General features: G+C 31.2%; 13 protein-coding genes and 1 pseudogene. All 14 read right to left on the bottom strand.

Going from position 1 to position 12,726, the window contains the following annotated elements:
* Positions 1 to 8 precede the first annotated feature (8 nt).
* Positions 9 to 530 (bottom strand): prepilin peptidase, encoded by a 522-nt coding sequence (locus tag SYNTR_RS01640; RefSeq protein WP_243140215.1) that lies wholly within the window; start codon positions 528 to 530, stop codon positions 9 to 11.
* 12 nt (positions 531 to 542) lie between these two features.
* Positions 543 to 773, bottom strand: a pseudogene (locus SYNTR_RS11780) (prepilin peptidase); the annotation flags it as partial.
* Positions 770 to 1,129, bottom strand: a complete 360-nt coding sequence (locus tag SYNTR_RS01635; RefSeq protein WP_243140214.1) for a prepilin-type N-terminal cleavage/methylation domain-containing protein — start codon at positions 1,127 to 1,129, stop codon at positions 770 to 772. The gene SYNTR_RS01635 and the pseudogene SYNTR_RS11780, both read right to left, overlap by 4 nt.
* Before the next feature lie 35 nt (positions 1,130 to 1,164).
* On the bottom strand, positions 1,165 to 2,379 hold the full coding sequence (locus SYNTR_RS01630; protein WP_156202878.1) for a type II secretion system F family protein: 1,215 nt from the start codon (positions 2,377 to 2,379) through the stop codon (positions 1,165 to 1,167).
* Positions 2,380 to 2,396: 17 nt separating this feature from the next.
* The gene (locus SYNTR_RS01625) at positions 2,397 to 3,980 is read right to left on the bottom strand and encodes a GspE/PulE family protein (RefSeq protein ID WP_156202877.1); all 1,584 of its coding nucleotides are present in this window, start codon (positions 3,978 to 3,980) and stop codon (positions 2,397 to 2,399) included.
* A gap of 641 nt (positions 3,981 to 4,621) precedes the next feature.
* Entirely contained in the window at positions 4,622 to 5,716 is a 1,095-nt protein-coding gene (gene aroB, locus SYNTR_RS01620; RefSeq protein ID WP_156202876.1) for a 3-dehydroquinate synthase, read from the bottom strand.
* A gap of 22 nt (positions 5,717 to 5,738) precedes the next feature.
* Positions 5,739 to 6,221, bottom strand: coding sequence for a shikimate kinase (locus SYNTR_RS01615; RefSeq protein WP_243140213.1), 483 nt, complete (start codon positions 6,219 to 6,221; stop codon positions 5,739 to 5,741).
* Positions 6,222 to 6,235: 14 nt separating this feature from the next.
* Positions 6,236 to 7,420 (bottom strand): chorismate synthase, encoded by a 1,185-nt coding sequence (gene aroC, locus SYNTR_RS01610; protein ID WP_156202874.1) that lies wholly within the window; start codon positions 7,418 to 7,420, stop codon positions 6,236 to 6,238.
* A 20-nt stretch (positions 7,421 to 7,440) separates the two neighbouring features.
* Positions 7,441 to 7,962 (bottom strand): DUF2179 domain-containing protein, encoded by a 522-nt coding sequence (locus SYNTR_RS01605; RefSeq protein WP_156202873.1) that lies wholly within the window; start codon positions 7,960 to 7,962, stop codon positions 7,441 to 7,443.
* Positions 7,963 to 8,355: a GspH/FimT family protein gene (locus SYNTR_RS01600; protein ID WP_156202872.1), complete on the bottom strand. Its 393-nt coding sequence runs from the start codon at positions 8,353 to 8,355 to the stop codon at positions 7,963 to 7,965.
* Positions 8,356 to 8,413: 58 nt separating this feature from the next.
* Positions 8,414 to 9,265: a shikimate dehydrogenase gene (gene aroE, locus SYNTR_RS01595; protein WP_156202871.1), complete on the bottom strand. Its 852-nt coding sequence runs from the start codon at positions 9,263 to 9,265 to the stop codon at positions 8,414 to 8,416.
* Positions 9,266 to 9,352: 87 nt separating this feature from the next.
* Positions 9,353 to 9,859, bottom strand: a complete 507-nt coding sequence (locus SYNTR_RS01590; protein WP_156202870.1) for a YqeG family HAD IIIA-type phosphatase — start codon at positions 9,857 to 9,859, stop codon at positions 9,353 to 9,355.
* Between the two features lie 21 nt (positions 9,860 to 9,880).
* The gene (locus SYNTR_RS01585) at positions 9,881 to 10,894 is read right to left on the bottom strand and encodes a galactose-1-phosphate uridylyltransferase (protein ID WP_156202869.1); all 1,014 of its coding nucleotides are present in this window, start codon (positions 10,892 to 10,894) and stop codon (positions 9,881 to 9,883) included.
* 232 nt (positions 10,895 to 11,126) lie between these two features.
* Positions 11,127 to 12,542, bottom strand: coding sequence for a metallophosphoesterase family protein (locus SYNTR_RS01580; protein ID WP_156202868.1), 1,416 nt, complete (start codon positions 12,540 to 12,542; stop codon positions 11,127 to 11,129).
* Positions 12,543 to 12,726 lie beyond the last annotated feature (184 nt).

Here is a 12,726-nt window from a genome sequence, read left to right as displayed (position 1 = left end):
AATCCCAATTAATTTAATATTATGCTCATATATAAATTTATTAATTGTTCTAAATACATCCAAACAATAAAAGCAGCAATTGACAAAATAGGTCCAAATTTTATAGCTGTTTTTAAACTAGCTTTTTTGGATATTAATAGTAAACTAGCCCATACTCCACCTATAATCGAAGCAATTATAAATACAAAAAAAGATCCTTTTAATCCGGTAAAAGCTCCAATAGCAGCTGCTAGCTTTATATCACCACCACCTAAACCACCTTGAGAAATAATTGCAGCTAATAAGTATATTCCAAATAAAAATGCAATCCCTAATAATGATTCTTTTAAACCAATTGTAAAATAACTTAAACTTAGTCCTGCTATAACTCCAAAATAAGTTAAGCGATTAGGAATAAGACCAGTAGTAATATCAGTAAATGATGAGCAAATTAATATACTAACCAACAAACAGCCTATTAATAGATTTAGTGATAAATTATGCTCGACAAAAATTAATATAAAGCAAACAGCCGTTATTATTTCTACCAAGGGGTAATACCAAGAAATACTTTTATTACAATATCTGCACCGTCCCTTGGTAATAAGAAAACTAACAAGTGGAATAAGGTCAAATGGTTTAAGTTTTTTCTTACATTGGAGACAATAGCTTCTTGAAAATATAATTGACTCTTTATAAGGCAATCTACTTATAAGGACATTTAAAAAAGAACCAATTATTAAACCTATTATAAATATTCCTAAATAAACTATAATTTCAATTAGAGTAATCATTCATTAGATATCTCTTTTCTTTTTGGATTAACTTCAATAACGCCTCTATCACTTATAGTAACTGTATAATACTCAATCTCGTCATTTAATGGATAGGTGGGAACTGTTTGCAAGTAATTTTTTGTAATTAAGTCATGGGTTTCTTTAATTTCTGATGACTCAAGTTCAGTATTAGTTTCTAAAAAATACATCTCAGCTGCCTTTTCTATTGCCATTACATTAGTATTATGAGCTTGCTTTTTAGAGGTTTCTAATACATTTTGAAACTTAGGTACAGCTACTGCTGCAACAAGAGCTAAAATAGCCATTACAATTATCAATTCAACTAAAGTAAAACCTTTTTTATTGTTTATCAAATTGATTTTAATCTCCTACACCCCCATAATGGTATCTAAAAACCTGTCCCCATTATATTTATAAGATCAAAAATCGGTAGAATAGTAGCTATTACTACTATACCTACTAAAAATGCAACTATTAGAATTAATGCTGGTTGTAAAATAGTTATAAGATTATCAATAACATACATTACCTCTTGGTCAAAATAGTCTGCTACTTTGATTAACATTTCATCTAAAGTCCCTGTTTCTTCACCTACTGCAATCATTTGTATTACCATTGAATCAAATACACCTGACTCGGCAAAAGGTTTAGCAACAGAATTACCCTCTTTTATACTATTACTAGCATCAATAATAGCCATTTCCATTACTTTATTATTGATAACAGCTTTTGCAGTTTCTAAAGCACCTATTACGGTTATCCCAGACATAACCAAGACACCCATGGTTCTAGAAAAACGTGCCACTAAAATCTGCGAAATCGAACTGCCTATAATTGGAGCTTTAATTATGAATTTATCCCAGTACAGTTTGCCTTTTTTAGTTTTAATAATTAATTTAAAAAATAATAAAGCTATTACTGTAGATATTATTATTAAATACCAATCACCTTTTAAAGTTTCACTAACTAACAAAAAAGCTTTAGTTATCCATGGAATTGTGCTTCCTGAAGCAACAAACATACTTACTAAATTAGGCATAATAAAGGAAACAATAAATAGTATAACTAATATAGTAAAAACTAAAATAAGTGCAGGATATATGAATGCTGACCTAAGTTTTAATTCTATAGTCTGCTCTCTTTCTAAATAAGATATTAAGCGATTTAAAACTGTCCTAAGGGATCCACCCTGTTCTCCAACCCTTACCATATTTATATATAAATTATTAAATATAGCAGGGTGTTTATTTAAAGCTTCCCAAATAGATAAACCTGCAATAACATCTTCTTTTACTTCTGATATTGTAGTTTGTAGTTTTTTATTGCGAGTTTGCTCTTCTAATATGTTTAAGGTATCAGCAATCGGTAGCCCAGCAGATAACATAGTTGAAAATTGTCTAGTCATATTAATAAGATCTTGAGTTTTAACCCTAACAAAAAAATTATTATTTAAAATATTGTAATTCGAAGTAGTATTAAGATCTAAAATATAATATTTTTGAAACAGAAGGCTTTGAATTGCATTTTCTTTATTACTTGCTTTTAAATAGCCTTTTTTTACTCTGCCATTTTCATCTCTTACTCGATAACTATATAACAGCATATACCTGCCTCTTTTATTTAACTTGATTCAAGCAATACAGCCTGGAGAACTTCTTCTAATGATGTTATTCCTTGTTTAGCTTTAGTAACACCATCACTTTTTATCGTTGACATCCCTTCTTCTATAGCCATTTTCTCTAATAAGTTTTCAGTTGTATTCCCTTTATTTATTTCATCACTAATGGATTTTCCTACAATCATTATTTCTTGTAATGCAATTCGCCCATAGTACCCTAAGTTTCTACACATACTACAGCCCTTTGCACGATAAAATTGAGCACCAGCTTCTTCCCGAATCCCTAACCTTATTGCTGTATGTTCATCCAATATGTAAGATTCTGAACAGTTTGGGCATAATTTCCTCACTAGCCTTTGTGAAACTACACCAGCTAAACAAGAAGCTAAAAGAAAATTTTCAATTTGTATATCAGCTAAACGAGCAACAGTTAATGCTGCACTATTAGTATGTAAAGTAGACAAAACCAAATGACCTGTTAAGGCAGCTTGTACTGATAGTTGTGCTGTTTCGTAATCTCGAATCTCACCAACCATAATTACATTAGGGTCTTGTCTTAGAATAGATCTTAAACCACTTGAAAAAGTTAACCCAGCTTTAGGATTAATTTGTACTTGGTTGATCCCCTCAATACAAAACTCCACTGGGTCCTCTAATGTAATAATATTTAAAGATTCATCTGTTATTTCATTTAACATACTATATAATGTAGTTGTTTTACCACATCCAGTTGGACCAGTAACTAGTACCAATCCATGTGGTCTTTGACATAGAGATACTAATATTGCTCTATTTTTTTCAGATAAACCAAGAGAATTGATTTGTGTTATTGCATTAGCTTTATCAAGTATTCTTATGACTGCTTTTTCACCAAATATGGTGGGTAAAGTAGATATTCGAAAATCTACTTCTCTCTCTTCGATAGTCATGTTTATATGACCATCCTGAGCAATTCGTTTCTCTGCTATATCCATATCTGCTAAAATTTTTAGCCTAGAAATAACACCTGATAATATCGATTTGGGCAAACTTAAAACCTTATGTAAATGTCCATCTATTCTGAAACGTACTCTAACCTCTTCTTTCTGAGGTTCTATATGAATGTCACTAGCCTGTCCTTGTACTGCCTGTATCATTAAAGTGCTAACAATACTTACTATAGGTGCGTCTTCTTGTAATTTATATGATTTTTTTAATGTCGAATATGCTTCATTATTATTTTCGCCTATTTGACTTAATGATTTATTAATATCTGATTCTATATTAATAACTAAATATTGTTTTCTAGCTCTCTCTAAGTCCTTTTTTTCAACTATTACTAGTTCAACTTCCATACCAGTTGCTATACTTATTTCGTCTTTCATAGTTAAGTCATATGGATCTGTTACTGCGATAATTAAGGTGTTTTCCTTCAATGAAATAGGTAAAAAATTATATTTATTTAATAAGACATTAGGTACAAGCTTAATCGATTGTGGGTTTATATTTAAGCTACTTAATTTTTCGTATCTATAATTAAAGTCTACATTATTATAAATAGTTTTCACTTTTTTAAAAGACTGTTCACTTGAATGCAATTTAGCCATTATAACTCCCTTAAAATAAGAATATTATTTTTTCTTTTCTCTTCTTAATTTTATATTATTTTTACTTTATTTCCACTTTTTTCTGTAAAAATAAAGAAAATTTTTCTTGGTTTTTTCGACTTTTATTTTAAGGTTTAACCATTAGTTGGCAGAATAGTTTTATTAATTTTGTTCATAATAAGACTAACAGGTTCACAATAGTTGAGCAAAGATTATTACAGGGTTTTATTCGGCTCTGTAGTAGTCGACCAAAAGTTAATATTGGGTCTAAAAAAGGCTCAGTATTAGCTGGAGGGAAGATTGATAAGTGTTTTGGCAGGTTATATAGTAGTCCGAAGGACTATTATATAATCGTAAGAGATACTTGTTAGTCGAGCTAAGATCTGTATAAATTTCGAAAGTAATTTTGCTTTTGAGGGTTATAATAGTCGAGAGATTGTTATATGCTTCTATGGGATTTATACGGATCAAGCGAAGGTTATTGTAAGTTTCGTAATGGTCTTTGGCAGTCGAAAGATTGTCAGGGGCTACGCAGGAATTTGCAGTAGCTCTAGTGTAGATTATTGTGGGCTTGTGAAGGAATCTTTCTTAAATGAAAGATTCCTTCTTTTTATTATAATATTAAGAAACGAAGCAAGTTATCAAAAATTTTCATTAACTTTATTTATTGCTTGTATTATTTCATTTTCTGGTATATCAGCTGTAATTATGTAATCACCTATTCCTTTTGGTAGAACTAAGTTTAATTTGTTGTTTTCCATTTTTTTATCATTTAACATTCCATTATAAATCTGTTCACCTGTTAACATTGGCAATTTAGTTAATAACTCTAAATTTACTAATAAATTTTGGATTTTATGTTTTTCTGAAGTTTTTATACTACCATAATCTGCAGCAAGTTCACTTGCATAAAGAATGCCTAATGCTACAGCTTCACCATGTCTATAAGTTGTATAATCTGTAAGTTTTTCAATGGAATGCCCAAAGGTATGACCTAAATTTAATATTGCTCTTATTCCATATTCTTTTTCATCTAATTCAACTATTGACCGTTTAATTATACATGATTTTGAAATAAGTTCTTCTATAGCAAATAAATCTTTCATGCTTTTGATTTTATCTAAATTGTTTTCTATAAATGTGAAAAATTCTTTATCAAAAATAATACCATATTTGGTTATTTCTGCTAAACCAGATTTATAATCTCTTTTCTCTAAGGTCTTTAAGGTGTTTGTATCTATTATTACAGCTTTAGGTTGATGAAATGCTCCAATAATGTTTTTTCCTTCTGGGTGGTTTACTGCTACCTTACCACCAACACTGCTATCTACCTGAGCCAAAAGTGTCGTTGGTATCTGCACAAAATCTATTCCTCTGTGGTAAATTGAAGCTACAAATCCCGCTAAATCACCAACAACTCCACCACCTAAAGCAACGATTATACTTGATCTTTCTAAATTATTTTTTATTGCTAAATCTATAACTTTTAAAGCTTCTTTCATATTTTTATATTGTTCACCATCTGGAATAATACTTTTTATTACTTCAAAATTAGCTTTTCTTAGTTCTTTTATAACTACTTCACCATAAAGAGAATAAACGGTAGGATTGCTAACAAGCAAAATTTTTTTAGTGCTTGATACTTCACTAATTATCTGTGCAGTATTAGCTAAAAGACCTTTATCAATATATATATTATAAGACTTGTCCCCAAGATTAACGTTAACTTTATGCATAAGGTTTTTCCTTTCAATAGCATTATATTTTATCTTTTATAACTTTAATTATTTCTTCAACAACTTCATCTAAATTTTTTCCTGTATCAAATCGATAATCTGCACACGAATAATGTGGCTCTCTTTCGTTTGAAAATTTTTCAATATCCTCAATACTAGTTTTTTTTCTAAGCAATGGCCTTGTACCTTTCTTTCGATTAACTCGTTCAAATATTATTTCTGGACTAGCATCAAGCCATACAATTATTCCGTTTTCTTTAAAGGCATTTATGTTTTCTGGATCAAGTACCACTCCACCACCTGTAGCTATCACAATATCATTTTGTACACTTAATTTTTTAGCCATTAATCGTTCTTCTGATCGAAAACGAATTTCACCATACTGCCTAAATAAGTCTGCTACAGTCATTCCAGTTACTTTTTCTATTTCTCTATCCATATCTACAAACTGCTTATTTAAACGACTTGCTAATTTATAGCCAATTGTACTTTTTCCTGTACCCATAAAGCCTATTAAAATTATATTTTTTCCCATTTCCACACCTTTTTCATATAATCTTTGTAATTGTAGTAGTTCTTTTCAACTTCTACAATACTATCTCCACCAAATTTATCAATATATGCTTTAGTAATACCAAAAGCTAACATTGCTTCTCCAACTATGGATGCAGCTGGAACTGCACATATATCTGATCTTTCTATATCTGCCTTTTCTTCCTTCCAGTTAGAAATATTCACACTAGTTAATGGTTTATAAAGAGTAGGGATTGGCTTCATATAAGCTTTAATATTTATTGTCTCACCATTACTTATTCCACCCTCTATACCACCTGACCTATTTGTTTTACGATATAAACCAGTAGTATCGTTATAGAATATTTCATCATGAACATAAGAACCTAAAGATTTAGAATTTTCAATGCCTTCACCTATTTCAACAGATTTTATTGCTGGTATTCCCATTATTAATGCAGCTAATTGACTATCAAGCCTATTTTCCCAACTCACATGGCTTCCAAGGCCTACAGGCACGCCTATTACCCCTATTTCAAAGCTTCCCCCTAAGGATTCTCCTGCATTTTTTGCTTTATCTATACATTCTACCATCTTTTTTTCACATTCTTTGTCAGCACAACGTACAATAGAAGTTTCTATCTCATCACAAAACATTTGATAGTTTTCTTTATTAACAATTTTAGGCAAAGTGCTTACTTCTCCAATAGATAAGACTTGGCTATATATATATATGTTAAAATATTCTAATAATTTCCTACAAAATGCTCCAACCGCTACTCTAGCAGCAGTTTCTCTAGCACTAGCCCTTTCCAATATATTTCGCATATCTAAATGATTAAATTTTATAGCTCCTGGTAAATCTGCATGACCTGGCCGGGGACGTTTTACTTCTTTTAGTCCCTTAACAATTTCATCTGCATCCATAACTTCTTGCCAATTTTCATAATCTTTGTTGTGTATTAAAAAGCTAATAGGACTACCTGTGGTAACCCCGCCTCGAACACCAGAAATTATATCAACCGAGTCTGATTCAATTTTCATTCTCCCACCGCGACCATAACCTTGTTGCCTTCTTTTAAGCTGTTTATTAATATATTCAGACGTAATTGGTAATCCAGAGGGCATCCCTTCAATAATACCTACCAACCCTTTGCCATGTGATTCACCCGCAGTTGTATATCTAAACATTTTTATCGCCTCTTTTATTTTTATTTTTTAAAGTATCCTCCACGAAACTGCTTCGGTTCCATAAAAACAACAAATGCACTAGGGGCTTTTTCGTAAACCTTTTCAGCTACAAATGGAGCTAAGTTTCTTTTTACTATTATATTCATAACTAACTTTTCTCCAGCTTTACCTCTACCTTCCCAACAGGTTACAGGAAACCCTTCTTCCCTTAATTCGTCTGTTATGTATCCATGTTCTTTATCAATAGTTACCTGTAATCCCCTATAACCTAAAGCTAACCTTTCTTCTATGACTACCCCTACTACTACACCTAAAGAAAAGCCTATACTAAACACAATTAACTTAATCGGATCACCTAATGCTCCAACCACAAGGGCTAAAGCTAAAGTATAAACTAAGATTTCTATAAAACCCACAGCAGCAGCTGGCCACTTATCTCCACGAATAACAAAAATCATTCTAATGGTACCTAATGAAACATCAATTATCCTAGCAAAAAATATAAAAAGTAATTCTAATACTAAAATAATACCTCCTCCCATCTAATACCAATGATCAGGTGGTTCATTAGAAACTCTTACTCTACCTTCTACTGGATTTACTATTATGTACATTATATCATCGTATCTATTTCCTAACATGACTGTACCTCCTGAGTTAGGTGAACCCGAAGGCAAAAATGTAACCGCTGGATTTCCCGTTACATTTCCGGTAAAAGAAGTTTCACCCACAAACTGTATATCTTCACTTAAATAAAAGCTCTCACCAAATAATATATTATACCTATCTCCATATATGTAAAAAACTACAGTTTTTGGATGTTGTGTAGTAATGGCCTCTTGTCTCATTAGTCTGAGTAATGCTGCCATTTCATGAGAATCTGTTTTTAACTTGTTAAATTCAACAGTTTTTGTTATAGAAGGAGTTGTTATCAATAATATAATTGATAATATAAAAAGAACTAATATAAGTTCTATTAATGTAAATCCATTTTTATTTAATTTGATTGGTAACCACTTCTCTCATTATCTTTAATGGTGCTGAATGCCCTGTCATATATTCAAAACTTAGAGCACCTTGATATAAGAACATAGGTAATCCATTTATTACTTTTAAGCCATGTTCTTTACCCATTTGCAATAACTTTGTTTCTAATGGATTATATATTAAATCACATAAAACTGTTTCCTTTGCTAAGTGTTTTATACAACTTACAGGAGATATATCTACTTTAGGATACATGCCTACTGGTGAACAATTTATTATAATATCGGCTTTAAGAGTTAAATCTACAAACAATTCTTCTAACATTAAATAACCGTTTGAATCACAATCGGTTTTATTTGTAATAAAATCAGCAAGCTCTACTGCTCTTTGCCTATCTAAATCTAAAAAATCTATTCTAGAAACCTCATGAGCTAACTCATAAGCAATTGACCTAGCTGCACCTCCTGCACCAATAAATACCGCATTATCTTTTAATTCAATATCATGCTCCTTTATTCCTAACATAAACCCTTCACCGTCAGTATTGTATCCTTTTAAATATCCATTATTATTAATTATTAAATTAACCGCTTTACAATTATAAGCACTATCAGTTAACTCATCTAAATAAGGAATAACAGCTTCTTTATAAGGAATAGTTACATTAACTCCTCTTATATTAAAAACCTTAATTGCATCTATAGCCTTACTTAAATTATATTCTTCAAATTCTAGCGGTATGTAAGCATAATCTAATTTTAGGTTCTGCAATGCTTGATTATGCATCATAGGTGATAAGCTATGACTTAGTGGCATTCCAATTATTCCAAGTAATTTTGTATGTGAATTGATAAACACCGAAAAACCTCCAATATTATATAAGCGAATGCTTTAAGCATCCGCTATTGTTAAATTATGTCATTATTCTGTTGATATTTCAATCAATTATATATCTTGTTTACTATTTTTAAAACGGCGCAAGACAAAATATTCCATAGCACGAGATATCTTAGTACCCATAAATTCCTTTCTATTTATAGGAACAACTAATATAGTAAATAAACCAGCACGATTACCACCTAATACGTCTGTAAAAACTTGGTCACCTATAACAGCTGTTTCTTTTGCTGATGATTCTAATAGTGCCATTGCTTTATAGAAAGATTTCCTTCTTGGTTTGGCAGCTTTGGGAATATAGGGTATGCCTAATTTGTCAGCAACCTTTACTACCCTTTCTTCACCATTGTTTGATAAAATACAAGCTTTAAAACCTTCATCTTTTATTTGTTCAAACCACTCTTCAATCTCTGATGCAATTATATTACTATTCCACTCTGTTAAAGTATTATCAAGGTCTATTATTAAAGCTCTAATTTTTAATTTTTTTAATTTTTCCAAAGAAATATCAAAAATCGAATCTACATAAACATTAGGGTATAAAATATTGGACATAGTATTACCTCACATATTATTTTAGTCTATATTTTTAAACTCTTTTCTTAATAATTCAGCCGACACTTCTGGGGCAGCCGGATTTATATAATAACCTGTACTAACTTCTAATGCTGAAGGTACAATTAACCTAGGAATAACTTCAACAAACCAATGATCGCTAGGATTTTGGGGTGTATTTACTGAAGACGTATTTATAATAAAATTATAGGAAGCATTATTAAGGCAATCTACAATAACACTCGTAGCTTTTTTTATTACTACTGATAACTCTTTTACTTCATTTTCAGATATGTCACCAAAATGCTCTCTATGCTCTTTAGGCAACACCCACATTTCATACGAAAAACGTGAAGCATAAGGACAAATAACTAAGAATAACTCTGTTTCGTAAACTATCCTTTTTTTATACATACACTCTTGTTCAATTATATCGCATAAAAGACATCTTTCATTCTCTAAATAATACTCAGTTAACCCTTTGTTTTGTTCTGGAACAATAGGTAATCCAACTATCTGTGAATGACTATGATCTAGTGAAGCACCGGCAAATAAACCTCTATTTTTATAAATTTGTATGTACTTGATCCTTGGATCCTTTAATAATACATTATATCTTATTATAAATGTATTAATAATCAACTCAATTCTATTTAAATTAAACTCGTGGAATTCAGTGCCATGTTCTGGTGTTTCAACAACTACTTCATGATGTCCTACACCATTACAGCTACTAAATACCCCACTTACTTCCTGTTTTAATTCACCTGTTAACTCAAATGCTGCAAATTTATTAGGTATTATACGTACAGACCAACCAGGATAGTTTTTAGGGATATTTTCATCACGATAGGCAAATATTTCAGGAGGAGTATAAGATTCATTTCCTTCACAAAAAGGGCAATGTATTGAGCTAGTTTCAGTTTCATAGCTAACGTCCTTTTTGTTGATTGGAAAATCGTTTGGCTTTAATGCTCTCTCAGTTGCAACAACTACCCAATTATTACGCACCATATCTTTTCTAAGCTCTGGCAACTAGGATTACCTCCTTTAAGCCTTTATGTAACAAACTACCTCAACTAATATTTTACACCTATTAAGTAACAATTGTAAAAAAGGTTTTAAATCTTATATAACTAAAACAAAACAGTAGCTTTAGCATAATACATAATATATGATATATTAACCAATTGTATTATAAATATCAATTCAACTACAATTAAAACACTACCAAGGATATCCTCGGTAGTGTTTAATAAAATTGTTTTTATCTATTCAATAATGTCCTTTCAACATTAAAACGTCCAGAAATAGGATGATATGCAATAGTATCAGCTGCAATTGGACCTTCACCGGGTTGATAATACAGTAAAACTGCTGAGTAAGGCACCTTTGTTTCAGAATAAAGACCTCTAGCCCCCGATGAACCTGTACTACCTGGATTAATGTGTACTGTATTTTCTCCATTTTTAATCCAATGTCTATGATGATGTCCTGTAACAACAACATTTGCTAACCCTTCAAGTGTTGTTGAAAATTTGGGGTCATGTAAAACTATTATATCAACCATTTCCTCAAGCTCAGCTGCTGTTAACCTTAATTCTTCAATTTGTCTTCTAAGGTCTCTATTTCGAATTAGCTCATCATTCATTACTTCCGACGAATATGCCAATGGATCTGCATTGCCAATTATATTTATATCTTCAATTGTTTCAACTTGCCCTTCTAATACAGTGCCATTAGGCATGTTGTTAATTAAGTCCATTATTTCAGGAGTATCATGATTTCCAGGTGCAAATAAATAAGGAACTTCAATATCCTTTAATTCATTAGCTAGTTGTGCCTCGACTGGTGAACCAAAATCAGTAAGATCTCCTGCATCTATAATAGCATCAGCATAAAAATTATTAACCACAGCGTTTATAAACCCTACACCTATTGGATTTGAGTGTAGATCACTAACTAATAATAGCCTTACCGTATCCTCATCTGTACCTGGATTACCTAAAAACGGCAGGTTATCAATATTTCCAAATAAATTATACAAGTTTTCTACCACTAATTCAGTTTGAGTTTGTACTTCATCAAACTGACTCAAGAAATCATCTCCCATAGTAATCATCTCAGGTGCAAAAGAAATGACCCCTTCATACTCAGGTTCATTAAAAGCTTCTAAATTATAAGAATATATTGCAATTAGCATAAATATACCTATCATAAATGCTCCACCAACTCCAGCAACTATCGATGCCCAAAAGCGAGTTCGCCAAATTAATATCACTAAGAATACGGCTCCTGCAGCAGCAAGTGCTAACTGTTTCCAGGCAAAAGGAACTAAGAAAGTTAGCTTAGGTTCGGTCAACTCTGATATTAATTTCTCCCGCCCTTCACTATCAGCTAAAACCTCTTTAATAGTATCAGCTTCAATTCTTTCTAGACTTGCATTAAATTCGAGTGGTGCAATATGCGTGTTTGCAGACAAACTGCCAACTGGTGGTAGTGAAATTACAGTTTTACCAGTTAAAGCTGGGGTAGCTTTTAAGTTTATAGATAAGCCTTGAACATTAAATGTAGTAGAGCTAAAAAAGTATATAGCTAATAAAGCACCAATTATAGCTGTTATAATAATACCTATAATTTTTGCTACATTTTTGCTTTTTGTACTAATAGTTAAACCTCTCACCAGAATAAACCTCTCCCTCAACTCATTCCCTTTAGTATTACTTTTAATATAGGTTATGTAAAATGATCACTCTGGTGCTCGCCTAACAGTATAACATATTAGTATATTATTTAGCTTGTGGTATTATGTGTATTTATTAATATAAAAACTCCTTTAAAGCTAACTTTAAAGGAGTTTTTATATT

Origin of the sequence: Candidatus Syntrophocurvum alkaliphilum, assembly GCF_009734445.1 — a bacterium.
GTDB lineage: Bacteria > Bacillota > Syntrophomonadia > Syntrophomonadales > Syntrophomonadaceae > Syntrophocurvum > Syntrophocurvum alkaliphilum.
Note: the sequence above shows the minus strand (reverse complement) of the source record. Positions and strands in the feature narration are given on the sequence as shown.

Coding starts and splice junctions, on each gene's coding strand:
- aroC (WP_156202874.1), bottom strand. CDS start 7,420: ATGTTTAGATATACAACTGCGGGTGAATCACATGGCAAAGGGTTGGTA.
- SYNTR_RS01615 (WP_243140213.1), bottom strand. CDS start 6,221: ATGGGTACAGGAAAAAGTACAATTGGCTATAAATTAGCAAGTCGTTTA.
- SYNTR_RS01605 (WP_156202873.1), bottom strand. CDS start 7,962: ATGGGAGGAGGTATTATTTTAGTATTAGAATTACTTTTTATATTTTTT.
- SYNTR_RS01625 (WP_156202877.1), bottom strand. CDS start 3,980: ATGGCTAAATTGCATTCAAGTGAACAGTCTTTTAAAAAAGTGAAAACT.
- SYNTR_RS01630 (WP_156202878.1), bottom strand. CDS start 2,379: ATGCTGTTATATAGTTATCGAGTAAGAGATGAAAATGGCAGAGTAAAA.
- aroB (WP_156202876.1), bottom strand. CDS start 5,716: ATGCATAAAGTTAACGTTAATCTTGGGGACAAGTCTTATAATATATAT.
- SYNTR_RS01590 (WP_156202870.1), bottom strand. CDS start 9,859: ATGTCCAATATTTTATACCCTAATGTTTATGTAGATTCGATTTTTGAT.